Source organism: Humibacter ginsenosidimutans (genome assembly GCF_007859675.1).
In the GTDB taxonomy this organism is placed as follows: Bacteria; Actinomycetota; Actinomycetes; order Actinomycetales; family Microbacteriaceae; genus Humibacter; species Humibacter ginsenosidimutans.
The window spans coordinates 2796323-2818946 of sequence record NZ_CP042305.1 but is presented as its reverse complement, the minus strand read 5'-3'; the positions used below and the strand labels follow the sequence as shown (position 1 = coordinate 2818946).

Here is a 22624-nt window from a genome sequence, read left to right as displayed (position 1 = left end):
CATGGTGAACTCCATCGCGGCCGTCGCGGTATCGCACGTCGGCAGAGTGCGCTCGAACAATCAGGACTCCGGTTATGCCGGTTCCTCGCTGTTCCTCGTCGCCGACGGAATGGGCGGGCACGCAGGCGGTGATGTGGCGTCGGCGATCGCGACCACCCGCATCAAGGAGATCGACCACGACTATCCGACGGCGGAAGACGCGCAGATAGCGCTGCAGTCCGCCTTGCTGGCGGCGAACGGGCTGCTCGCCGAGACCGTGTTCGAGCATCCCGAGCTCACGGGCATGGGCACCACGGTCAGCGCGCTGATGCGCGTCGACGACAAGATGGCCATCGCTCACATCGGCGACTCGCGCATCTACCTGTTGCGCGACGGCGCGCTGCAACAGGTCACCACCGACCACACGTTCGTGCAGCGCCTCGTCGACACCGGACGCATCACGGAGGAAGAGGCGCTCACCCACCCGCGCCGCAGTGTTCTCATGCGGGTGCTCGGCGACGTCGACTCGTCGCCGGAGATCGACACCTGGACCGTGGATCTCATGCCGGGCGATCGATGGCTGATCTGCTCCGACGGCCTGAGCGGCGTGGTGAGGCCGGATGCCATCGCGAGCATCCTCGAGAACGTCCAGTCCCCTGCCGCCGCCGCCGACCGCCTGGTGCGCGCCACGCTCGACGGCGGGGCCCCCGACAACGTCACCGTGGTCATCGTCGACGTCGACCGCGACACCCAGGGCGTGTCGGAACCGGTGACGGTGGGATCTGCGGCCGCCCCCGTGGTCTTCTCGCAGGAGCCCGCGACGCACACCAGGGCGCTTCGACTGCCCGCCCTGCGGCTGCACACCCCGAAGCCCGCGACCGGTCCGACGCACTTCGAGCCGCAGACCGACGACTACTTCGACGAGCTCATCGAAGAGGATCAGCGCCGGGCGCGGCGGCGCAAGCTCACCTGGCTGTTGAGCGCCATCCTGCTCGTGGTGGCCATCGTGCTCGCCGCGATCCTCGGCTACGAGTGGACGCAGTCGCGCTACTACGTGGGCGAGTCCAATGGAAAGGTCGCCATCTTCCAGGGCGTGCAGCAGACGTTGGGACCCATCTCGCTCTCCAGCGTCCACGAGAAGACCGACATCCCTGTCGAGAGCCTGAGCGCCTACGAACAGCAGCAGGTCGAAGACACCATCAACGCCGCGTCGCTCGACGACGCGAAACGCATCGTGAATCAGCTCGCAGATGACAGCGCCGGTTAGCCCCGCGACGGATGCCGTGCGCACCGGGGCGCCCACCGCTCCCGTGCGTCGCATCCGCCTGCCCAAGAAGCTGCGCAACCTGGAGCTCGGCCTCCTGGTGTTCGCCTGCGCCATCAACGCGAGCGCCGTCGTGCTCGTGGAACTCGGTGCCCTCGGCAAGCTCGACTTCACGCTCGTGCTGCTGCTGGCCGCTCTGTCGGCGCTCGTCTTCACGATGCACATCGTGCTGCGCTTCACGGCTCAGGATGCCGACCCGTTCGTGCTGCCCATCGCCACCGTTCTCAACGGCATCGGCATCGCCGAGATCTACCGCATCGACCTCGCACGGGGAGACACCGGCTGGGAGTCGGCTGCGGTTCGGCAGATCGTGTGGACCTCGATCGCCGTCATCTGCGCCATCGCGGTCATCATGTTCATCCGCAATCACCGTGTGCTGCAGCGCTACACCTATCTCTTCGGGCTCGGCGCCCTGATCCTGCTGCTCCTGCCGATGCTGCCGGTGATCGGCAAGGAGGTCTACGGCGCCCGCGTGTGGATCGGCATCGGCCCGTTCAGCTTCCAACCCGGCGAGATCGCGAAGATCTTCCTCGCGATCTTCTTCGCCGGCTACCTCGTGCAAGCCAGGGACTCGCTGTCGATGGTCGGCAAGAAGGTATTGGGCATCCGCTTCCCTCGGCTGCGCGACCTCGGCCCGATCATGGTGTTCTGGCTCATCTCGATGGCGGTGATCGTCTTCCAGCGCGACCTGGGAACCGGCCTCCTCTACTTCGGCCTCTTCCTCGTGATGATCTACGTCGCGACCGCTCGCATCGGCTGGGTCATCATCGGTCTCGTGCTGTTCGTCGGCGGCGCGCTCGTCGCCAGCAGCGTGCTCAGCTACGTGAACGACCGGTTCCAGAACTGGCTCGACCCGTTCAGCGATCACGTCTACAACGCGACCGGCGGAAGCTACCAACTCGTGCAGGGCCTCTTCGGTCTCGCCCACGGCGGCCTGCTCGGCACCGGCCTCGGGCAGGGCGACCCCACGGTGACACCGCTGGCAGAGAGCGACTACATCATCGCGAGCCTCGGCGAAGAGCTGGGCCTCATCGGCATCTTCGCCATCCTCTGCCTCTACCTCCTCTTCGTCTCGCGCGGGTTCCGGGTGGGCTTCGCCAGTCAGGATGACTTCGGCAAACTCCTCAGCGTCGGCCTCGCGTTCGCCGTCGCGCTGCAGGTCTTCATCGTGATCGGCGGCATCACCCGGGTCATCCCGCTCACGGGTCTGACGACACCGTTCCTCGCCGCGGGCGGATCGTCCCTGGTGGCCAACTGGATCATCGCGGCACTGCTGCTGCGGCTCTCCGACACCGTGCGCAACCAACCGAAGCTGGTGGTGTAGATGAACCGAGAGATCAAACGCGTCAGCATCGTCGTGCTGTGCATGTTCCTCGCCCTGTTCGTGTCGACGTCGATCATCCAGGTCGGGGTGTCCGACTCGCTCAACGCCGACGGGCGCAACACGCGAACCCTCGACGACAGTTACCAGGTGCAGCGAGGCTCGATCCTCGTGGCGGGCAAACCCGTCGCCGAGTCCGTCCCGAGCACGGATGCCTACAACTACCAGCGCGAATACCCGCAGGGCCTGCTCTACTCGGCGGTCACCGGATTCTTCCCCGTGAGCGGTGCCCCGACCGGCATCGAAGGAGCGATGAACGGCGAGCTGAGCGGCACGTCGAGCGACGACTTCTTCACGCAGCTGCAGAATCTGATGACCGGCAAGCATCCTCAGGGCAACTCCGTCGAGCTCACGATCGACCCTGTCGCGCAGCAGGCCGCATACGACGCCCTGGGATCGCAGCAAGGCGCTGTCGTGGTGATCGAGCCGAAGACCGGGCGCATCCTCGCCATGGTCTCGAAGCCCGACTTCGACCCGAACACGCTCGCCGTGCATGACGTGTCGAAGGTGGATGCCGCCTACCAGAAGCTCCTCGACGCCTCAGGCAGCCCGCTCATCAACAAGTCGATCAACGAGCTCAACCCGCCTGGATCGACCATGAAGCCGGTTGTCACGTCGGCCGCGTTCGAGAGCGGTGACTTCACCAAGGACAGCACGTTCCCGAACCCGGCATCCCTCACCCTGCCCGGAACGGACACGACCATCCACAACGCCAGCTTCACGTCGTGCGGGTCGGGCAAGACCGCCTCCATCGAGACCGCGCAGGTGCTGTCCTGCAACATTCCGATGGCGGAGCTCGGCATGAAGCTCGGGTCCTCCGCCATCAAGCAGCAGGCCGAGGCATACGGCTTCAATCACCAGTTCTCGATTCCGATGCGGGTCTCGCCCAGCGTCTATCCCGGCTACACCGACCTTGCCCCGCTCGCCATGAGCGCCTTCGGTCAGGCCGACGACAAGGCGACCCCGCTCCAGATGGCGATGGTCTCGGCCGGGATCGCGAACGGCGGCGTGGTCATGCAGCCCACGCTCGTGCAGTCGGTGCTGACCCCCGATCTGCAGGTGCGGGAGTCGTTCCAGGCCAAGGAGTTCGGACGCGCGATCAGCAAGAAGACGGCCGACACGGAGACCCAACTGATGACCGAGGGCGTCGATTCCGGGGTCGCGAGCAATGCAAGAATAGACGGGGTCGAAGTGGCTGGAAAGACCGGAACCGCGCAACATGGTGCCGATGACCCGTACACCCTGTGGTTCACGGGTTTCGCGCCGGCGAACAACCCGCAATATGCCATAGCGGTCATGGTCGACAACGGCGGCGGACTAGGTCAGGACGGTGACGGAAACTCCGTCGCAGCCCCGATCGCGAAGAAGGTACTAGAGGCGGTGCTTGGTAAATGAGACCCACGGCAGGGCTCACGTTCGGCGGACGTTACGAACTCCAGTCGCGGATCGCCGTCGGCGGAATGGGCGAGGTGTGGCAGGCCACCGATCTCGTCATCGGTCGCCAGGTCGCCATCAAGATCCTCAAAGACGAATACCTCGGTGACCCCACCTTCCTCGAGCGCTTCCGCTCCGAGGCGCGTCACGCGGCCCTGGTCAACCACGAGGGCATCGCCAACGTGTTCGACTACGGCGAAGAAGACGGCAGCGCCTTCCTGGTGATGGAACTGGTCCCCGGCGAGGCCTTGTCGACCATCCTCGAGCGCGAGGGATCGCTCTCCACCGACAAGGTGCTCGACATCGTGGCGCAGACCGCCGCCGCGCTGCACGCCGCCCACGCCGCCGGACTCGTGCACCGCGACATCAAGCCGGGCAACCTGCTCATCACGCCCGACGGGCGGGTGAAGATCACCGACTTCGGCATCGCCCGCATCGCCGACCAGGTACCGCTGACGGCCACGGGTCAGGTCATGGGCACCGTGCAGTACCTGTCGCCGGAGCAGGCATCCGGCCACCCCGCCTCGCCGACGACCGACATCTACTCGCTCGGCATCGTGGCCTATGAATGCCTCGCTGGACGTCGCCCGTTCACCGGCGAGTCCCAGGTGGCCATCGCCATGGCCCAGATCAACGAGCAGCCCCCGCCGCTGCCCGTCACGATCAGCGAGCCGGTGCGCAACCTCGTCTACGCGTGCATCGCGAAGAACCCGGCGGAACGTCCCTCGTCGGCGGCGCACCTCGCCCGTGCGGCCACCGCGCTGCGTCGCGGAGACGTGCAGGCTGCGGCGGCGGCCGTTCCGGCCGTGCTGGGGGCGGATGCCGACACCACGGGCTTCAACACGCTCCTGATGCCCGCCGGTGCGGCAGGCGCCACGCAGGCGACGACCGTGCTCTCCGCCGCGGACGCCACGGAGACCGAAGAAGGCGAAGACGAGCAGAAGGAGAAGAAGAAGCGCAGCCCGTGGACCTGGCCGCTGATCGCTCTCATCGCGCTGCTCGCGATCATCCTCATCGCCACGCTCATCGCCCTTCTCACACAGAGTCACGGTTCACCGGAGCCCACCGACACGCACAAGACGCACGTGTCGACTCCATCGGAGAAAACGACGACACCGGTGAGCACACCCACGGCGACGAGCGCAGTGATCAACGAGTCCGATCTGACCGGCAAGTCGTACGACGATGCCGCGGCCACGCTCAAGAACGAGGGCTTCACCAACGTGTCGCGCAACGTCGGCGCCGCCGCGACGTCGAGCGCACAGGTGAACACCGTCTACGACGTGAACCCCACGGGCACGGTCGATTTCAACACGACGATCACGCTCACCGTCTACGGCAGCGTCACGCCGCCGTCCGCTCCGACCGACAAGGTCAGCCTGGTGGGCGGCACCGCAACGGTCGGCCAACCTGCAACCTTCCAGTTCGGCGCTGCTCAGTGCCCCGCCGGCCAGAAGCTCACCGGCCGCCAGCTGTATGTCGACGACAAGCCGCAGGGTCCGGTCACCACGATGCAGACGCAGTACACGTTCGCCGACACGTCGAGCCACAGCGTCACGTACACGATCTTCTGCGGGGAGTCGATCCAGTCCAGCCCGTCACCGGCGCTGTCCGTCACACCGGTCGACGGCAACTCGACACCGGCACCGTGATGAGGTCTCCGCTGCTGCCTGCGAGCACCGCCGACCGGCGCACCGAACACTCAACTTCGCCCCAGTACACTGTTCGCAGTGTTGCCTGACGTCGACTACTCCACCACCAACGAACCCCGCATGCTCGCGGGGCGATACCGCGTCGGCGAGCTCATCGGCCGCGGCGGAATGGCCGACGTGCACAAGGGTGTCGACACGCGCTTGGGCCGCACGGTCGCGATCAAGCTGCTCAAGCCCTCCCTCGCCACCGACCCGGCCTTCCGCACCCGCTTCCGGCAGGAGGCGCAGGCTGCGGCCCGCATGGCGCACCCCACCATCGTGCGCGTGTTCGACGCCGGAGAAGAGACCGTGCGCGACGCGATGGGCAACGAGGTGCAGGCCCCGTTCATCGTCATGGAGTACGTCGACGGCGCGCTCCTCAAAGACATCCTGCGCAAAGGCCCTCTCGATCCCGCCGAAGCGGCGCGTATCGCCACCGGTCTCCTGACGGCCCTCGAGTACTCGCACCGCGCCGGCGTCGTTCACCGCGACATCAAGCCGGGCAACGTCATGATCACCCGCGCCGGGCAGGTCAAGGTGATGGACTTCGGCATCGCCAGGGCCATCAGTGACTCGTCAGCGACCGTGGCCCAGACCACGGCCATCCTCGGAACCGCCAGCTACTTCTCGCCAGAGCAGGCGAAGGGCGAGACGGTGGATGCCCGCACCGATCTCTATTCCACCGGCGTCGTGCTCTTCGAGATGCTCACCGGACGCACGCCGTTCCGCGGAGACACCGCCGTGGCCGTGGCCTACCAGCACGTCAGCGAACAGCCGGTCAAACCGAGCAGCATCAACCCGCACGTGTCGCCGGCGTTCGACATGGTCGTGATGCGCGCGCTCGCGAAAGACCGTTACCAGCGCTACCAGTCCGCCGCCGAGTTCCGCGACGACCTCGAACTCGCTGCTTCCGGCAAGGTGCCGGTGCACAAGAAGCGAGACGCCTTCGACGCGACCCTCTTCGGTGAGACCGTCACCTCTCCGACCCCCACCGAGGCGGCGCTACGGCAGCTCGCCGACGACGAGCAGGCCGTCCGCACCCAGAACCGTCCCCCTGTGCTCTGGATCTGGGCCGGCGTGCTCTGCGTCGCCGTGATCATCGCGGCGCTGCTGCTCTGGGTGTTCAGTCAGACGCCGACGCAGCACCTCGCCGACATCTCGGCCAAGGTGCCCGCGGTCGCGGGACTGACCGAGAAGCAGGCATCCCACGAGCTGAAAGACGTGAAGCTCGTGCCGAAGGTCGTCGATGAGTCGAGCACGTCGGTCGCCGAAGGCAAGGTCATCCGTTCCAACCCCGGCTCCGGCGTCATCGCGAGCAAGGGCGACACCGTCACCCTCTACGTGTCGACGGGCGCCAAGTCCGTGACCGTTCCCAATGTCGCCGGCAAGTCGGTCACCGACGCACAGAAAATGCTCCAAGACGCCGGCCTCAATCCCGGCCAGATCACCCAGCAAGACAATCCAACGGTTCCGCTGAACGTCGTGATCTCCACCGACCCGGCGAGCGGAGCATCCGCCCACGAGGGCGACACCGTGAACTTCATCGTCTCCAACGGGCAGGTCACGCTGCCCGACCTCACCGGCAAGTCGGTTCAAGACGCGACGGCTGCCTTGCATCAGCTCGGTCTCGTGCCCGACGCCGAAGGCGACCCGTCGTGCACGACGCAGACGGGTGCACCCGTGAACCACCAGAACCAGGCACCCGGCCCGGTCTCCCAGGGTTCCACGGTGACATTCACGTACTGCACTGGTTAGTCTTGTGCGCCGGTCCCCGCCCGGCGCACCGCAGTCGACCACCAGAGACAGCCCAGCCCGGCGCCGTCAACGCCGCCGCCTCCAAGAGCGTGTCGCCTCGCGAACACGGGCGCCGGTCCCCGCCCGGCGCACCGCAGTCGACCACCAGAAACAGCCCAGCCCGGCGCCGTCAACGCCGCCGCCTCCACAAGCGTGTCGCCTCGCGAACACGGGCGCCGGTCCCTAGAGCAGCTGCTCGAGTTCTGGCAGCCGTCTGAAGAGCTCGGGCAGACCGCGCACGCCGCCGCGAGCCGACTCGTGCGACAGTGCGAGATCGGGACCGCCGGCACGTTCGACGCCGTCGAGGCAGCGCTGGATGTTCCATCTCACGTGCCCGAGCCAGCCGCCGATCAGGTAGACGAACCAACTCGGGCCAGGTGGTGGCAGCATCCCACCACCCGCGGCGTAGCCGTCCAGAACACGTCGGAAGATCGCGGGCTCGATGCTGTCGAGGCCCGGACCCTTCGAGAGGCTCAACGCCGTAGAGCCCAGCTCGCCGGAGAGATCGAGCATGCCTGAGAGCTCCCAGTCGAGCAGCACAGGATGCCCGTCCCGATCGAGCAGGTTCCACGGCTGCACGTCCCGGTGCGTCAGCACGATCGGTCCGGGCCGTTCGCAGTCGTCGACGAAGTCCGCGATCGCGAGAAAAGCGTCGACGGCCGACGCCAGCTCGTCGGCCCACGGCTGTCCTGTCGCCACAGCGCGCGCAGCGAGCTCGGGCCAATCCCGTGGGCTCGCTGGCTCGGCGGTCAGGTCGGGCCATTCCACCTCCAGTGCGTGGATGCGCGCGAGCATCTCGCCGACCTCGAAGGCGTAGGCATCTGGCACGGGCGCCTCTGGCACCCTCTCGGCCTCGACCCAGCGATGCACGAGAGTCTCGTCGCTCGCTGCGATCGGTTCAGGCATCGGGATGCCCGCAGCGAACGCCGCTCGCTCGAACCTGAAGACGTCGTCGGCACGATACGTCGAGCGGCGGTCGAACTGGTTGAGTTGCTTCACCGCGAATGAACCGCGATCCGTGTCCAGTCGATACAGCCGGTTCGCGAATCCACCGGCGATGCGCGTCATCGGGCCGGTCCGAGTGCCCAGTCGCGAGAGGTCCACCCGCACAATCTAGGCGTGCTCGCTCCGGGTCGCAGACGACGACGCCTCGCGCTCGACGGCGACGGTCGTTCAGCCGGCGGCGAGAAGCGGGTCGAGGGACTTCGCGCGCTCCTTCGCGGTGTCGAGCCCGGCGACGGCGAGCCAGTTGGCGAGCATCCGGTAACCGTCCTGGGTGAGCACCGACTCGGGGTGGAACTGCACGCCGTAGATCGGCGCCTCACGGTGACGCAGCCCCATGATCACGCCGCCCGGCGTGCGTGCCGTCACGATGAGCTCATCGGGAACCGTCGTGTCGACGACGGCCAACGAGTGGTAGCGCGTCGCCGTGAACCCCTGGCGCACCCCGTCGTAGAACGGCGAGCCGTCGTGTTCCACGACCGACGTCTTGCCGTGCATGAGCTCTTCGGCATTCGTCACCACGGCACCGAAGGCCTCGGCGATCGCCTGATGCCCGAGACAGACGCCCAGCAGCGGGGTTCCGGATGCCAGCACGGCATTCACGGTCGCCACCGACACTCCGGCGTCCGCGGGAGTCCCCGGCCCGGGAGACAGGAGAACCGCGTCGTACTCCGCCAGTACGTCTGCGAGCTGCTCTGCTGCGATCGCGTCGTTGCGCACGACGTCGGTGTCCGCGCCGAGCTCGAGCAGGTAACCGTTCAGCGTGTACACGAAGCTGTCGTAGTTGTCGATCACGAGCACGCGGGTCATGCGCCGACGGTCCCTTCCTCGTTGGTTTGCAGAAGACTATCGACCCACGGGAAGACCCAGGTCACCAGGCAGTACAGAACCGCGGCCACCAGAACGATCAGGATGATGATTCTCAGCCAGATGGGTCCTGGCAGCACCCGCCACAGCGCGCCGTACATCAGTTGCTCCTCACCGCAGCGGCGATCTCTTTCGGCGGCCCAGCGCTCAAGGGCTGCCACGACTCGAACACGCCGAACGCCGCGATGCGCTCCTGTGCGTGATAAGGGGGATTGCACGTGGTCATCGTGATGTATCGCTCGGATGCCGGCGAACCCTGCACCTGAGGCACCGGATAGAGAACCTGCACCGCATTGGGCGCGATGTACTCCATGTTGCGGAACCGATACGTGTAGTAACCGTCCTTGGTCTGGATGTAGATGGCGTCACCCACCTGAAGCTTCGACACGTCGATGAACGTGTTGCCGTACCCGGTGTCGTGCGCCGCGATCGCGAAGTTGCCGACGCCGCCCGGCATGGCCGTGCTCGTGTAGTGACCGACTCCCGCGTCGTAGCTGTTCAGCACGGCGTCGACGTCGACGGACTCTCGAATGGTGCGCTTCCAGTCCGCACCGAACCTGGGCACGTAGATCACGGCGAACGACTGAGCGAATCCCGGCGCCTTCATGACGGGCGGCGTGCCATAGCTGACGGTCTTGGTTCCGTCGGCCGCCGTGGTCGGCGTCGGTGTCGGAGTCGGGGCATCCTTCGCCTGATCGAGGAACTGCTTGCTCTGCTGCGCCGCCGCATTGTTCTGCTGCGCCGCCAGCACGCCGGACTGCCACCAGGTCTGCCACCCGATGAAAAGCAGCACGAGCACTCCGGCCGTCACCAGCAGCTCGCCGATCACTCCGACGACGGACACCCTGCGTCGCGAGCGCTTCGCCTTGCGGGCTCGATCGCGCATGTGCCGGCGCTGCCCCTGCTCAGGATGCTCCGCCGCGGCATCCACGTCACGGAACAGGGTCTCGGAGAGGTCCTGCTCCTCAGCGGGTTCGTCGCGATCGGTCACGAGTCGTGAGTCTAATCGGCGACACTCTGCGCACGCCGAGAGCTGCTCATGTTCCGCATCGTGCCGCGCGAGACCCCGTTCGCCGTCGCCGATGCGGCGAAGGACGACCACAGGTTCGAGCGGCTCGACCGGACGGGAGCGCTCGCTCGACACTCGCCTCGATCGCCGACATCGTGCCGATAGAATGTTCGCACTATGGCATCCAAGACCCGCACCAAGCGTTCCTCACGACCGGACAAAGACGCCCGGTCGAGCGAAGACGCACCGAACCCGGTATGGTTCCTGCCGGTCATGCTCGGCTTCATGATCGTCGGGCTGCTCTGGATCGTCGTCTTCTACGTGAGCGGCAGCCAGTACCCTGTGCCTCAGCTCGGCGCGTGGAACATTCTCATCGGGTTCGGCATCGCGTTCGTCGGCTTCTTGATGACGACGCGCTGGCGCTGACCCCTCGCTCTCCCGCACTTTCACTTTCGACACGAACGCGCCGAGTCTTCGGACTCGGCGCGTTCGTCGTCGTCGACCGGGCTCGTCCGGCGCCTGCCTTCGCAGGTCATATGAGGGCCCAGAGCGGCCTTCGACCCACAGGAATCAGGGAGCAATTACACCGGTGTAATTATCCCCCTGTGAGAAACCCTGTGGATAACTCCTGTGGGAAACCCTGTGGATAACGTGGAGCGGCCAGAGCCCCGCCTGCAGCTACCTCAAGCGGCGAAGATCGGCCACACGCCGACGAGCACGAGCACGACGGCGAGCGCGCACAGCAGAGCGATCTGCAGCGTGCGCCGGGAACGCTGTCGCGTCTGCGTGTAGATGAAGCCCACGATCGCACCGCCGACGAGCCCGCCGACGTGCGCCTGCCAGGCGATGCCCATGCCGGGCAAGAAGCTGATCACGAGGTTGATTCCGACGAGCACGAGCAGCTGGGTGATCGGCCCACCGAGGTGACGCTGGATGATCAGCAATGCCGACATCATCCCGAAGATCGCCCCGGAGGCTCCGACGACGGCGACGTTGGGCTGCGCCATCAACAGCACCCCGACGGAGCCGGCCAGACCAGCCAGCAGGAACAGCACCGCATACCGTGCACGGCCGAGGAGCGGCTCGAGCACGATCCCGAAGATCCAGAGCGTGTACATGTTGAGAGCGATGTGCAGAATCGACGCGTGCGCGAACACCGCAGTCAGCAACCGCCACGGCTGAAACGCGATCGGGTACGAGTAGATCCCCGCGTACTGCAGGGCGCCCGTGACCGACGATCCGATCACCGGCAACGACTGCGCGATGAACACCAGCACGCAGATCGCGATGATCACATACGTCACCACCGGCTGCCTCGGGCCGGTGAGACGGGTCAGGAACGCCGACTTCGTGCGCGGCGCCGTCGCGCGCTGCTGCCGCATGCACTCCGGGCAGATGAATCCGACAGCGCCGGGTGTCTGGCACTCACCGCAGATGGCTCGACCACACCGTTGGCACCGCACATAGGTGAAGCGATCGGGATGCCGGTAACAGGCGAGCGCGACCGGATCACCCTGCGTTGATGGCTGAGACACTCTGTTCTCGGGTATCGATGTTCTCGGGTATACGGGGTGTGTTCGTCGAGCTGCGGACTACGCCTGCTCGACGGTCACGGATTCGATCACGACATCATCGAGCGGGCGGTCGCGAGCGTCGGTCGGAACGCTCGCGAGCTTGTCCACGATGCGGCGCGACTCGTCATCGGCGACCTCGCCGAAGATGGTGTGCTTGCCCTGCAACCACGTTGTCGGCCCGACGGTGATGAAGAACTGCGAACCGTTCGTGCCTCGACCGCCCTGGATGCCTGCATTCGCCATCGCGAGCATGTACGGCTGCGTGAAGTCGAGCTCGGGGTTGATCTCGTCGTCGAACCGGTAGCCGGGCCCACCCGTCCCGGTGCCGATCGGGTCGCCGCCCTGGATCATGAACCCCGGAATGATGCGGTGGAAGACGACGCCGTTGTACAGGCTGTCCGAGCGGGTCGCTCCTGTGGTCGGGTCCGTCCACTCCTGCTCGCCCGTGGCGAGGCCGACGAAGTTGCGCACCGTCTTCGGTGCGTGGTTGCCGTACAGGTTCACGGCGATGTCGCCGTAGTTGGTGTGCAGAGTCGCCACCGCGGTGTGCTTGGACATGGGCTCAATTCTTGCATAGCGCTTCTGTGCGTCCCGTGGCCACGCAGGCTTTCGGTGGCAAGATGGAGGAACCTGCAAATCCGACCGGGTGGAGGAACCGTGAGTCTGTCACGTAAGCGCCAGAAAGAACTCAATCGGCTTCGCGCCGATGCTCTCGAGCTCTGGGGCGCTCAGCAGGAAGTGCTGGGCCGTGCCAACGGAGTAGCTCAGGAGGCCGGCCGCCAGGCCGCCCACCTGACCAGAGAAGAAGTGGCCCCGCGCGTTCGCGAGGGCTACGACCAATACGTACGGCCCGTCACCAGGGCCGCGGGAGACGTCATCCAGCACAACGTGGTCCCTGCCGTGGGCACGGCGCTCGGCACGGCGCTCAGCGTTGCGGATGTCGCCCACGACACACGAGTGCAGGCCGCCGTCAAGCGCCTGCAGGGAGCCAAGGGCGAGCTCACGAAGAGGGCAGCGCCGGAGAAGTCCGGCCCTGGCTTCGGCACGGTGCTCGCACTGGTGCTCGTCGGGGTCGCGGTCGTCGGCATCGCGTATGCCGTGTGGCAGACCTTCCGTGCGGACGACGAGCTCTGGGTCGCAGAAGACGACTCCACCGAGCCGCCGGCCGCGTAGCCTGAGTTCGATCTGCGAGGAGCGGATGCCACGGCATCCGCTCCTTTGTCATGTCGGTTCCGTCATGACGCTTCGAGCGTGCCGCGGGTGGATGTCTCAGGCGAGCAGGCCTGCGAAGCGCAGCCCGATATCCACCAGCGCCACCTTGCGGAGCGAACGCACGGCGCCGAGATCGAACCAGCGCGCCTCGTCGGTGGAACCGACGAGCTCGTTGCGCAGCGCTCCGCCGACGGTGTGGGCGCGGTAGATGATGCGCAGCGCCTGCAGGGGACCATTGCCGGAGATCCGCTGATCCTCGGGGATCACGTGCGAGTGCACGCCGATCAGCTCGTCGAGCTCTGCGAGATATCCGGTCTCCTCTTCCACCTCGCGCACAGCGGCGTCCGCCGGATCCTCGCCCGGCTCGAGCCCGCCACCCGGAAGAGTCCAACCGCTGCGTCCGTGCTCGTTCCAGTGTGCGAGCAAGACTCGAGAGCCGTCGACGATGACGGCATAGGCGGCGACGCGGATGTCCATGCAGACACACTATGTGTTCGACACGCGCTGCTGCGTAGACTGCGCGCGTGACCGAAAGCGATCTGGACATCCTCACGGCATCGCTGGACGAGCGCGAGGCGACTGCTGACACGAACGCGGGGACGACCAAGACTGCTACTCCGGTGTTGGGCTTTCTCGGAATCAGCGTCGGTTTCGCAGCATTGATCGGGCTCAGCATCGGTGCCGTGACAGCACTCTGGATCGTGCTCTTCGGCCGAACCCTGTTGTTCTCCATCGGACCGTGGTTCGGCTGGCTGGCCTTCTCTCTGACCGGAACCCCCGGCTGAGTGCACGGACGGGCTCGATCTCAGCCGATCGCTTGCGCAAGGCCGATGAGGAGTCCTTCTGGCCCACGGAGGTAGCAGAGCCGATACACGTTCTCGTACCGCACGACGTCGTTGCTCACCAGCTGCGCGCCATGTGTCCCGAGTCGTGACAGGGTGTCATCGATGTCGTCCACCTCGAACATGACCCTCAGATAGCCGAGCGAGTTGACTGGCGCCCTGCGATGGTCGGCGACCACCGCAGGCGAGATGAAGCGGGAGAGCTCGAGACGACCGTCACCGCCTGGCGTGCGCATGGTCGCGATTTCGACGCTCTGGTCGCCGAGGCCGGTCACACGGCCCGCCCACGCGCCCTCGACCATGGTCCGGCCCTCGAGCTCGAGACCGAGTTCTGCGAAGAAGTCGATGACGGCGGTGAGATCCTCGACGACGATCCCGACGTTGTCCATTCTGAGCGTCACGTCCCGATCCTACGATCGACGATGGCGGTCGTCAGGAGGGGTGCGAGCTTGGCGGGCGGTGACCGAACCGAAGAGACGGAGTCGAACGCAACCGCCCGCCACGCAGACAGACGCCAATCAAACGGCTCGCGACAGCGGCGAGAGGGCTTGGCTCGGGCTTGGCCGCTCCCAGCTCTCGACCGGGCCAGGGACAACGCGAAACAACGGATGAGGCTCGGGCACGGCATCGTGCCAACGCGCCGCGATCTCCGGGCTTCGCCCGACCAGCTTCTCGTGGAGATGCCCCCATTCGTGGGCGAGCTGACCATCCGTGACCGTGACGAGCGCGTCCAGGGTGCCGGGCCGGTCAATCCGAGACCGATCGAAGCGGTAGCCGCGTACATCGGCTTCGTCCGCCAGGCCGGCCAAGTACGCACCGATGGCGCTGATCGGATCGGCCTGCGCTCGGAAGCGAACCAGTTGCGGGTGTCTGGTGTAGCCACGGGTGCGACCCGCCAGTACCGCCTGGGCGAGCAGCGTCTCTCGCCAGCACGCCACGAGGCCCTTCCCGTCAAGAAAGCGTGGATGCACCGACCAGATTCGCATGCCACGCCTCCGCCGCTTCCCTGATGTCGTCCCATCAATGTATGCCGTCGCTGAACTCAGCGGTCCACCGCAGACGGCCTTTGCCATGGCAACAGGCGAAGCCAGCCATATCGAGGGGGGTTCGACTCAGTCTGAAAGTGTGGAGCCTAGGGGAATCGAACCCCTGACCTCCTGCTTGCAAAGCAGGCGCTCTACCAATTGAGCTAAGGCCCCGTGCCTATTTGCACGCCGGTCCTCGCCCGTCGTGCGCCGCTGCGCGAATCGCCGTACACGCCGCCGATTCGCTGTGTGCGGATGGCGCGCATGTCGCCTCGCGCGACACCGTTGTGATCTCCCGAGTGGAAGATCTCAACCGTGGGGATACGAGGACTTGAACCTCGGACCTCTTCGTTATCAGCGAAGCGCTCTAACCGCCTGAGCTATATCCCCTGGTCTCGACCACCGAAATGGCCGAGTGACAGCCTACCCGAGCACCTGCGATCTTGCGAATCGAGGGCGACCGGCGGAGGCGCGCCGTCAGTTGTTCGTGAACCCGACGAGGAGGCCGCCGGTGATCTTCACGCTGAGGTTGTAGAGCAGCGAGCAGACCGCACCGAGGGCCGTCGTGACGACGAGGTTGAGGATGGCGACCACGATCGAGAAGCCCATCACCGTTCCGAGGCTGAGGATCGACTTCAGATCACTGCCGCTGGTTCCGGAGATGTCCTTGAACAAACCGTTCAGGTTGTCGAAGATCCCAGTCTGATCCAGCACCATCCAGATCAGGAATGCACCGACGATGGAGATGATCGCGAGGCACAGGCCGACGAGGAAGGAGAGCTTCACAGCCGACCAGAAGTCGATGTAGACGAGCCGAAGCCGCACCTGCTTCGAGGGGGTCCTTCGCGATGAGGATTTCTGTGCCAACCGATCCGCCACACTACTCATCTATCGTGTCCTTTCCGGGCTCCGCGGCCTCCTTGCCGGCCTCTTCATCGGCCGGTTCGGCGTCGTGAGCGTCCAGATTGCGCTCGCTGTTGCGTGCGATGGCAATGATCTTGTCATCATCGGCAAAGCGTGCGAACACGACACCCATGGTGTCACGGCCCTTCGCCGGCACCTCAGCCACGGCAGAGCGTACCACCTTGCCGCTGGCAAGAACCACGAGCACCTCGTCGTCATCCGCGACGATCAACGCACCCGCGAGATCGCCTCGATCGTCGCTCAGCTTGGCCACCTTGATGCCCAGTCCACCACGCCCCTGGCGGCGATACTGGTCGACCGCGGTGCGTTTCGCATACCCGCCCTCAGTCACGACGAAGACGTAACCTTCGTCGGCAGAAGCCGCGGAATCACCGGCTTCAACGCCCGGAGCGGCGATGACCGAAGCCTCCAGAAGAGAGTCGTCGTCACGGAAGTGCATGCCGATGACACCCGACGTCGAGCGACCCATCGGCCGCAGCGCGTCATCGGTCGCAGTGAACCGCAACGACATGCCCTTGCGGGAGACGAGGAAGATGTCCGAGTCTTCTTCGACCAGCAGGGCCGAGATCAATTCGTCGTCTTCTCTCAGCTTGATCGCGATGATGCCGCCGGTGCGATTGGTGTCGTATTCGGCCAGCTCCGTCTTCTTGAGCAGACCGTCGCGTGTGGCGAGCACCAGGTACTTCGCGACCGAATAGTCGCGGATGTCGAGGATCTCTGCGATCTCCTCGTCGGGCTGCATGGCCAGCAGATTGGCGACGTGTTGACCCTTGGCATCCCGCCCGGCTTCCGGCACCTCGTAGCCCTTCGCACGGTAGACCCGCCCCTTGGTCGTGAAGAAGAGGAGCCAGTGGTGGGTCGTCGTGACGAAGAAGTGCTCGACGACGTCTTCGCCGCGCAGCTGGGCGCCCTTCACGCCCTTGCCGCCTCTGTGCTGGGAACGATAGTTGTCGCTTCGGGTGCGCTTGATGTAACCGCCGCGCGTGACCGTCACGACCATCTCTTCTTCGGGAATGAGGTCTTCGACACTCATGTCGCCGTCGAATCCGTAGAGGATGTTCGTGCGCCGCTCGTCCCCGAACTTGTCGGCGATCTCGGTGAGCTCTTCCGACACGATCGAACGCTGGCGCGCCTCATCGGCCAGGATCGCCTTGTAGTCGGCGATCTCCGCCTCGAGCCGGGCGAGGTTGTCGATGATCTTCTGACGCTCGAGGGCCGCGAGCCGGCGCAGCTGCATGGACAGGATGGCGTCCGCCTGCACCTGGTCCACGTCGAGCAGGTCCATCAGGCCCGCACGTGCCTCGTCGGCGCTCGGCGAGCGCCTGATGAGTGCGATGACCTCGTCGAGCGCGTCGAGCGCCTTGACGAGACCCCGCTGGATGTGGGCATCCTCTTCCGCCTTGCGCAGCCGGAACCTGGTGCGGCGCACGATCACGTCGATCTGGTGATCGACCCACGCCGTGACGAAACCGTCGAGCGGAAGCGTGCGCGGCACGCCGTCGACGATCGCGAGCATGTTGGCGCCGAAGTTCTCCTGCAGTTGCGTGTGCTTGTACAGGTTGTTCAGCACGACCTTGGCCACGGCGTCGCGCTTGAGCACGATGACGAGGCGCTGACCGGTGCGACCGCTGGACTCGTCGCGGATGTCGGCGATGCCGCCGATGCGACCGTCCTTGACGAACTCCGCGATCTTGATCGCGAGGTTGTCGGGGTTCACCTGATACGGCAGCTCGGTGACCACCAGGCAGGTGCGACCGTGAATCTCCTCCACGTTCACCACGGAGCGCATCGTGATCGAGCCTCGGCCCGTGCGGTAGGCGTCGTGAATGCCCTTCACGCCGAGAATCTGCGCGCCGGTCGGGAAGTCCGGACCCTTGATGCGTTCCATGAGCGCGTCGAGCAGCTCTTCGCGCGTGGCATCCGGATGTTCGAGCGCCCAGAGTGCGCCGGCAGCGACCTCTCGCATGTTGTGCGGCGGGATATTCGTGGCCATGCCGACCGCGATGCCCACCGACCCGTTGACGAGCAGGTTGGGGAAGCGGCTCGGCAGAATGGTCGGTTCCTGCGTGCGCCCGTCGTAGTTGTCGGTGAAATCGACGGTGTCCTCGTCGATGTCCCGCACCATCTCGAGCGCCAGCGGCGCCATCTTGGTCTCGGTGTACCGCATGGCGGCCGCGCCGTCGTTGCCCGGTGATCCGAAGTTGCCCTGACCGAGCGCCAGCGGATACCGCAGACTCCACGGCTGAACAAGGCGCACGAGCGTGTCGTAGATAGCCGTGTCACCGTGCGGGTGGAACTGGCCCATCACGTCGCCGACGACGCGGGAGCACTTCGAGAAAGCGCGGTCGGGCCGGTATCCGCCGTCGTACATGGCGTAGATGACGCGGCGATGCACCGGCTTGAGTCCGTCGCGCACCTCGGGAAGCGCTCGCCCGACGATGACGGCCATCGCGTAGTCGAGGTAGCTGCGCTGCATCTCCAGCTGCAGCTCGACCGGCTCGATCTTGCCGTGCACGATGCCGTCACCGGCGTCGCCGGGCTGCGGTGCAGTCTGCTCGATGCCGTCGGTCTCGTCTGCCATCTAGTTCTCTTCTTCTCTCGTTTCAGGCTTGCATCACGGTCGCTGGTTGAGGAGTCGGCTGAGCCGACGTCTCGGAACCTTGCCGCGCGGGTTTCGAGACGGCCCTTCGTGCCTCCCCAACCAACGCAGAGCGGTCGCTCATCTCAGATGTCCAAGAACCTGACGTCTTTCGCGTTCTTCTGGATGAAGTGACGCCTCGACTCCACGTCTTCACCCATCAGGGTGGCGAATGTCTCGTCCGCGGCCGCGGCGTCATCCATGGTGACCTGCTTCAGGGTGCGCGTCTCCGGGTTCATCGTGGTCTCCCACAACTCCTGATAGCTCATCTCGCCGAGGCCCTTGTAACGCTGGATGCCGTTGTCCTTGGGAATCCGCTTGCCTGCGGCGAGGCCGGCCGCGAGCAGGGCGTCACGCTCACGGTCCGAGTACACGAACTCGTGTTCGGAGTTGGACCACTTGAGCCGGAACAACGGCGGCTGCGCGAGGTAGACGTAGCCCATCTCGATCAACGGGCGCATGTAACGGAACAAGAGCGTGAGCAGCAGCGTCGTGATGTGCTGGCCGTCGACATCCGCGTCGGCCATCAGCACGATCTTGTGATACCTGGCCTTCTCGCCGTTGAAGTCCTCGCCGATGCCCGTTCCGAAAGCGGTGATCATCGCCTGGATCTCGGCATTCGCCAGGGCGCGGTCGAGCCGTGCCTTCTCGACGTTCAGGATCTTGCCGCGCAGTGGGAGGATCGCCTGAGTCGCGGGATTGCGTCCCTGCTTCGCCGAGCCGCCTGCGGAGTCGCCCTCCACCAGGAAGATCTCGCTTTCGGCCGGGTTGCGGCTGGAGCAGTCGGAGAGCTTTCCGGGCATCCCGCCGCCCTCGAGCAGCCCCTTGCGTCGCGCTGTGTCACGTGCCTTGCGCGCAGCGACTCTGGCACTCGCGGCCTGGATGGCCTTGCGGATGATCTCCTTGGCCTGATTCGGATTGCGATCGAACCAGTCGCCGAGCTGGTCGCCGACGACCTTCTGCACGAAGGCCTTCGCTTCGGTGTTGCCCAGCTTGGTCTTCGTCTGGCCCTCGAACTGCGGCTCGGCGAGCTTCACAGAGATGACGGCCGTCAGACCCTCACGAACGTCATCGCCCGAGAGGTTGTCGTCTTTGTCCTTGAGGATGCCCTTCTCACGCGCGTACCTGTTGACCAACGTCGTCAGCGCGGCGCGGAAACCCTCTTCGTGGGTTCCACCCTCGTGCGTGTTGATGGTGTTGGCGTAGGTGTGCACGCTCTCGGTGTAGGCAGTGGTCCACTGCATGGCAACCTCGAGCGCGATCTTGCGTTCGGTGTCTTCGGACTCGAACGAGATGATCTCGTCGTTCACGACCTCGGCCCGTTTGGCGGAGTTGAGGTACTCGACGTAGTCCTCGAGGCCGCGCTGATACAGGAAGGTGTCGTTGCGCTCCGGCTGAAGTTCGCCGTCGTCGTCGAGAACCTCGCGCTCGCGCTTGTCCCACAGCGAGATGGTGAGTCCCTTGTTGAGGAACGCATACTGCTGAAAGCGGCCGCGGAGGGTGTCGTAATCGAACTCCGTGGTCTCGAAGATGGTGGCGCTCGGCCAGAACGTGATCGTGGTTCCGGTGTCGCCGGTTTCTGCACCGCGGGCGAGCGGGGCATCCGGAACGCCGTCGTGGTAGCTCTGAGTCCAGACGTAGCCCTGGTTCTTCACCTCGACCTCGAGCCGGTTGGACAGCGCATTCACCACAGACGAACCCACACCGTGCAGACCGCCGGAGACCGCGTACGCACCACCGCCGAACTTGCCGCCGGCGTGCAGCACGGTGAGCACGAGCTCGACGGTGGAGATGCCCTCGGGCTGGTGGATATCGACGGGGATGCCGCGGGCATTGTCGACGACGCGCACCCCGCCGTCCGCCGTGAGCGTGACGTTGATGTGGTCGCCGTGGCCGGCAAGGTATTCGTCGACGGCGTTGTCGACGATCTCCGTCACCAGATGATGTAGACCGCGGGGACCAGTCGACCCGATGTACATACCAGGTCGCTTGCGAACCGCCTCGAGTCCCTCGAGAACCTGAATCTGGCTTGCGCCGTAGTCGCTGTCGGTTCCAGCCGTATTCGGTTCTGTCGTCATTGGGTGGTGAGCTCCTGACCGCACGATTTTTCGTGACCACTCATTCTACCAAGAGCGGCCTGAACTTCAGGCGAGAAACGGCCGTCTGACGCGATGAAAATTGCCGGGTGACCAGATTTGTACGCTCAGCCGTAGGTGTCGCGCGGACCACGCCCTGGGACCGACCTGGGACCGCGTTTCCATGAGGGGACGTCAGGTCCAAGAAAGCGGATGCTTTCCACACCCGCCCGCTCGAACCTGCGCTCGATGTGCACCAACAACTCCGTGCGCATCAGACGCAGCTGTGTCGCCCAACTCGTCGAGTCGCATCGCACCGTCAGGACACCGTCTTCGATGCCGACCGGCTCGGAATGCTTGGCCGTCTCTTCGCCGACCACATCGGCCCACGCAGCGATCAACTCCGACTTCGCCAAAGGAGAGGTCCAACCCAACTCATCGGCCAGGGAATCGATGAGCCCGCCGAGCCCCCTGGGCTCGCGACCCGGCTCGAAGGGCTGGCTGCCGCCGCGAGCTGCGGCCCGATCGGTCCGCGCGGAACGGCGCTGGCCGTAGCCCGGATCTTTTCCGAACAGCTCCTTCAGATGCCGATAATACGAAGACGCCTCACTCATGGGTGCCGCGCTCGCCTTCGTCGCTGCGCTCGTCCGGGTCGATCACGCGACCGGCGCGGATGTGGACCGTATGCGCGCGCAGCTCATCGGGAACATCGTCGAGCACGGCCGACGTCACCAGCACCTGTTCGAAGTCGTGCACGGATGCCGCCAGTCGAGCCCGTCTGGCCTGGTCGAGCTCGGCGAACACGTCATCGAGGATCAGCACCGGGTCGCCCGTCGTGGAGTGCGCGCGGAGCAGGTGAGCGGAGGCCAGTCGCAGCGCAAGCGCGAACGACCACGACTCCCCGTGGCTGGCATACCCTTTCGCCGGAAGCCCGTTCAGTTCGAAGCGCACGTCGTCACGATGCGGACCGACCAGAGTCACCCCGCGTTCGAGCTCGCGGCTCCGCAGCCGGGCGACCGCGTCTGCGAAGCGTTCGCGGGTCGTCCCCCGCGCGATCTCAGCGTCCTCAACGGAGCCATCGGCCGAATCGTCGTCATCGGGGGCCGCACCATCGACGGAGAGAAGGGGAACCAGACGCGGATCGTGGTCGCCGCCCGCGACAGCGCGATAGGCATCCCGCACGGGTTCCCGCAGATCGGCGATGAGCGCGCTGCGTTCGTCGATGATCTCGGAGCCGAGACCGACCAGCCGCTCGTCCCAGACATCCAGAGTGGAGAGCGCGGAACCGCGAACCCCGGATGCCCGCGCCGACTTGAGGAGTGTGTTGCGTTGCCGCAGCACGCGATCGTAGTCAGCGAGCACGCCCGCGAGTCGCGGAGTGTGCTGCACGAGCACGGTGTCGAGCAGCCGCCGGCGCACCGCCGGCTCGCCACGAACGAGAGCCAGGTCCTCGGGTGCGAAGAGCACAGTCGAGAGATAGCGCACCAAATCCCGCGGCCGAGCGGAGGAGCGGTTCACCATGGCCTTGTTCGCCGATCCCCGGTTCTGCTGCAACTCGAGCAGCACTGCACGACCGTCGTGTTCCAGACGTGCGCGGATGACCGCGGCCGAAGCCTCCTGCCTGATCATGGCCGCGTCGACGGGTGTGCGATGCGATGATCCGGTCGACACGAAGACGAGGGACTCGACGAGGTTGGTCTTGCCTTGACCGTTGCTGCCGACGAAGAGGTTGGGCCCCGGTGCGAGTTCGACCTCGGCGTGCGCGTAATTGCGGAAGTCGGTCAGCGAAAGGTGCGTCACCCGCATCGCCGACCGACCTCCGTACAGCGAGCGAACGGACGCATGCCCGAAGC

General features: G+C 65.7%; 22 protein-coding genes and 2 tRNA genes. 8 read left to right on the top strand and 16 right to left on the bottom strand.

What is annotated here, in order from left to right:
- Position 1: 1 nt before the first annotated feature.
- The 5 genes from FPZ11_RS13025 (at position 2) to pknB (ending at position 7564) form a co-directional block, all read left to right on the top strand.
- Entirely contained in the window at positions 2-1246 is a 1245-nt protein-coding gene (locus FPZ11_RS13025; protein ID WP_146321563.1) for a PP2C family protein-serine/threonine phosphatase, read from the top strand.
- Positions 1230-2627 carry an FtsW/RodA/SpoVE family cell cycle protein gene (locus FPZ11_RS13020; protein ID WP_146321561.1) on the top strand — a complete coding sequence of 466 codons (1398 nt, stop codon included), beginning with the start codon at positions 1230-1232 and terminating at the stop codon, positions 2625-2627. The genes FPZ11_RS13025 and FPZ11_RS13020 overlap by 17 nt, the downstream gene beginning before the upstream one ends.
- The gene (locus FPZ11_RS13015) at positions 2628-4079 is read left to right on the top strand and encodes a peptidoglycan D,D-transpeptidase FtsI family protein (protein WP_146321559.1); all 1452 of its coding nucleotides are present in this window, start codon (positions 2628-2630) and stop codon (positions 4077-4079) included. It begins immediately after the preceding gene.
- On the top strand, positions 4076-5770 hold the full coding sequence (locus FPZ11_RS13010) for a serine/threonine protein kinase (protein ID WP_146321557.1): 1695 nt from the start codon (positions 4076-4078) through the stop codon (positions 5768-5770). The genes FPZ11_RS13015 and FPZ11_RS13010 overlap by 4 nt, the downstream gene beginning before the upstream one ends.
- A 78-nt stretch (positions 5771-5848) precedes the next feature.
- Positions 5849-7564 (top strand): Stk1 family PASTA domain-containing Ser/Thr kinase, encoded by a 1716-nt coding sequence (gene pknB, locus FPZ11_RS13005; protein ID WP_246846255.1) that lies wholly within the window; start codon positions 5849-5851, stop codon positions 7562-7564.
- A gap of 222 nt (positions 7565-7786) precedes the next feature.
- Here the strand turns inward: pknB and FPZ11_RS13000 are convergent, their stop codons facing one another.
- The 4 genes from FPZ11_RS13000 to FPZ11_RS12985 form a co-directional block, all read right to left on the bottom strand.
- Positions 7787-8671, bottom strand: coding sequence for a phosphotransferase family protein (locus FPZ11_RS13000; protein WP_246846254.1), 885 nt, complete (start codon positions 8669-8671; stop codon positions 7787-7789).
- A 105-nt stretch (positions 8672-8776) separates the two neighbouring features.
- Complete coding sequence (locus FPZ11_RS12995) at positions 8777-9415, bottom strand: anthranilate synthase component II (RefSeq protein ID WP_146321553.1); 639 nt, start codon at positions 9413-9415, stop codon at positions 8777-8779.
- Positions 9412-9573 carry a DUF4175 domain-containing protein gene (locus FPZ11_RS12990; protein WP_146321551.1) on the bottom strand — a complete coding sequence of 54 codons (162 nt, stop codon included), beginning with the start codon at positions 9571-9573 and terminating at the stop codon, positions 9412-9414. Before FPZ11_RS12990 ends, FPZ11_RS12995 begins: the two co-directional genes overlap by 4 nt.
- Entirely contained in the window at positions 9573-10463 is an 891-nt protein-coding gene (locus tag FPZ11_RS12985; protein WP_246846253.1) for a class E sortase, read from the bottom strand. Before FPZ11_RS12985 ends, FPZ11_RS12990 begins: the two co-directional genes overlap by 1 nt.
- A 195-nt stretch (positions 10464-10658) precedes the next feature.
- Here FPZ11_RS12985 and FPZ11_RS12980 point away from each other — a divergent pair, with 195 nt between their 5' ends.
- On the top strand, positions 10659-10907 hold the full coding sequence (locus FPZ11_RS12980) for a cell division protein CrgA (protein WP_146321549.1): 249 nt from the start codon (positions 10659-10661) through the stop codon (positions 10905-10907).
- Positions 10908-11164: 257 nt separating this feature from the next.
- Here FPZ11_RS12980 and FPZ11_RS12975 read toward each other — a convergent pair whose 3' ends face one another.
- Together FPZ11_RS12975 and FPZ11_RS12970 are read right to left on the bottom strand one after the other, a co-directional pair.
- Positions 11165-11863: a rhomboid family intramembrane serine protease gene (locus tag FPZ11_RS12975; RefSeq protein ID WP_246846252.1), complete on the bottom strand. Its 699-nt coding sequence runs from the start codon at positions 11861-11863 to the stop codon at positions 11165-11167.
- A gap of 210 nt (positions 11864-12073) precedes the next feature.
- The gene (locus FPZ11_RS12970) at positions 12074-12613 is read right to left on the bottom strand and encodes a peptidylprolyl isomerase (protein WP_146321545.1); all 540 of its coding nucleotides are present in this window, start codon (positions 12611-12613) and stop codon (positions 12074-12076) included.
- 99 nt (positions 12614-12712) lie between these two features.
- Here FPZ11_RS12970 and FPZ11_RS12965 point away from each other — a divergent pair, with 99 nt between their 5' ends.
- Entirely contained in the window at positions 12713-13228 is a 516-nt protein-coding gene (locus tag FPZ11_RS12965) for a hypothetical protein (RefSeq protein WP_146321543.1), read from the top strand.
- A 96-nt stretch (positions 13229-13324) separates the two neighbouring features.
- Here FPZ11_RS12965 and FPZ11_RS12960 read toward each other — a convergent pair whose 3' ends face one another.
- Complete coding sequence (locus FPZ11_RS12960) at positions 13325-13744, bottom strand: NUDIX hydrolase (protein WP_146321541.1); 420 nt, start codon at positions 13742-13744, stop codon at positions 13325-13327.
- 47 nt (positions 13745-13791) lie between these two features.
- On the opposite strand from FPZ11_RS12960, the gene FPZ11_RS12955 reads away from it, so the two are divergent.
- Positions 13792-14052, top strand: coding sequence for a hypothetical protein (locus tag FPZ11_RS12955; protein ID WP_146321539.1), 261 nt, complete (start codon positions 13792-13794; stop codon positions 14050-14052).
- Positions 14053-14072: 20 nt separating this feature from the next.
- Here the strand turns inward: FPZ11_RS12955 and FPZ11_RS12950 are convergent, their stop codons facing one another.
- The 9 genes from FPZ11_RS12950 to recF form a co-directional block, all read right to left on the bottom strand.
- Positions 14073-14510, bottom strand: a complete 438-nt coding sequence (locus FPZ11_RS12950) for a VOC family protein (protein ID WP_210415873.1) — start codon at positions 14508-14510, stop codon at positions 14073-14075.
- A gap of 117 nt (positions 14511-14627) precedes the next feature.
- Positions 14628-15095, bottom strand: coding sequence for a pyrimidine dimer DNA glycosylase/endonuclease V (locus tag FPZ11_RS12945; RefSeq protein WP_146321537.1), 468 nt, complete (start codon positions 15093-15095; stop codon positions 14628-14630).
- Between the two features lie 140 nt (positions 15096-15235).
- Positions 15236-15308, bottom strand: a tRNA-Ala gene (locus FPZ11_RS12940).
- Positions 15309-15450: 142 nt separating this feature from the next.
- A tRNA-Ile gene (locus FPZ11_RS12935) sits at positions 15451-15524 on the bottom strand.
- Between the two features lie 87 nt (positions 15525-15611).
- On the bottom strand, positions 15612-16022 hold the full coding sequence (locus FPZ11_RS12930) for a DUF3566 domain-containing protein (RefSeq protein ID WP_146321535.1): 411 nt from the start codon (positions 16020-16022) through the stop codon (positions 15612-15614).
- Entirely contained in the window at positions 16015-18639 is a 2625-nt protein-coding gene (gene gyrA / locus FPZ11_RS12925; protein ID WP_146321533.1) for a DNA gyrase subunit A, read from the bottom strand. The genes FPZ11_RS12930 and gyrA overlap by 8 nt, the downstream gene beginning before the upstream one ends.
- 143 nt (positions 18640-18782) lie before the next feature.
- On the bottom strand, positions 18783-20774 hold the full coding sequence (gene gyrB / locus FPZ11_RS12920; RefSeq protein ID WP_146321530.1) for a DNA topoisomerase (ATP-hydrolyzing) subunit B: 1992 nt from the start codon (positions 20772-20774) through the stop codon (positions 18783-18785).
- Positions 20775-20899: 125 nt separating this feature from the next.
- Positions 20900-21385 (bottom strand): DciA family protein, encoded by a 486-nt coding sequence (locus tag FPZ11_RS12915; RefSeq protein ID WP_146321528.1) that lies wholly within the window; start codon positions 21383-21385, stop codon positions 20900-20902.
- Positions 21378-22577 carry a DNA replication/repair protein RecF gene (recF, locus tag FPZ11_RS12910; RefSeq protein ID WP_146321526.1) on the bottom strand — a complete coding sequence of 400 codons (1200 nt, stop codon included), beginning with the start codon at positions 22575-22577 and terminating at the stop codon, positions 21378-21380. The genes FPZ11_RS12915 and recF overlap by 8 nt, the downstream gene beginning before the upstream one ends.
- Positions 22578-22624 lie beyond the last annotated feature (47 nt).

What these genes read in the sequence shown, in the direction of transcription:
- FPZ11_RS13025 (WP_146321563.1), top strand. Translation starts at nt 2, where the DNA reads ATGGTGAACTCCATCGCGGCCGTCGCGGTATCGCACGTCGGCAGAGTG.
- FPZ11_RS13020 (WP_146321561.1), top strand. Translation starts at nt 1,230, where the DNA reads ATGACAGCGCCGGTTAGCCCCGCGACGGATGCCGTGCGCACCGGGGCG.
- FPZ11_RS13015 (WP_146321559.1), top strand. Translation starts at nt 2,628, where the DNA reads ATGAACCGAGAGATCAAACGCGTCAGCATCGTCGTGCTGTGCATGTTC.
- FPZ11_RS13010 (WP_146321557.1), top strand. Translation starts at nt 4,076, where the DNA reads ATGAGACCCACGGCAGGGCTCACGTTCGGCGGACGTTACGAACTCCAG.
- FPZ11_RS13000 (WP_246846254.1), bottom strand. Translation starts at nt 8,671, where the DNA reads ATGACGCGCATCGCCGGTGGATTCGCGAACCGGCTGTATCGACTGGAC.
- FPZ11_RS12995 (WP_146321553.1), bottom strand. Translation starts at nt 9,415, where the DNA reads ATGACCCGCGTGCTCGTGATCGACAACTACGACAGCTTCGTGTACACG.
- FPZ11_RS12990 (WP_146321551.1), bottom strand. Translation starts at nt 9,573, where the DNA reads ATGTACGGCGCGCTGTGGCGGGTGCTGCCAGGACCCATCTGGCTGAGA.
- FPZ11_RS12980 (WP_146321549.1), top strand. Translation starts at nt 10,659, where the DNA reads ATGGCATCCAAGACCCGCACCAAGCGTTCCTCACGACCGGACAAAGAC.
- FPZ11_RS12975 (WP_246846252.1), bottom strand. Translation starts at nt 11,863, where the DNA reads ATGCGGCAGCAGCGCGCGACGGCGCCGCGCACGAAGTCGGCGTTCCTG.
- FPZ11_RS12970 (WP_146321545.1), bottom strand. Translation starts at nt 12,613, where the DNA reads ATGTCCAAGCACACCGCGGTGGCGACTCTGCACACCAACTACGGCGAC.
- FPZ11_RS12960 (WP_146321541.1), bottom strand. Translation starts at nt 13,744, where the DNA reads ATGGACATCCGCGTCGCCGCCTATGCCGTCATCGTCGACGGCTCTCGA.
- FPZ11_RS12945 (WP_146321537.1), bottom strand. Translation starts at nt 15,095, where the DNA reads ATGCGAATCTGGTCGGTGCATCCACGCTTTCTTGACGGGAAGGGCCTC.
- FPZ11_RS12930 (WP_146321535.1), bottom strand. Translation starts at nt 16,022, where the DNA reads ATGAGTAGTGTGGCGGATCGGTTGGCACAGAAATCCTCATCGCGAAGG.
- gyrA (WP_146321533.1), bottom strand. Translation starts at nt 18,639, where the DNA reads ATGGCAGACGAGACCGACGGCATCGAGCAGACTGCACCGCAGCCCGGC.
- gyrB (WP_146321530.1), bottom strand. Translation starts at nt 20,774, where the DNA reads ATGACGACAGAACCGAATACGGCTGGAACCGACAGCGACTACGGCGCA.
- FPZ11_RS12915 (WP_146321528.1), bottom strand. Translation starts at nt 21,385, where the DNA reads ATGAGTGAGGCGTCTTCGTATTATCGGCATCTGAAGGAGCTGTTCGGA.
- recF (WP_146321526.1), bottom strand. Translation starts at nt 22,577, where the DNA reads ATGCGGGTGACGCACCTTTCGCTGACCGACTTCCGCAATTACGCGCAC.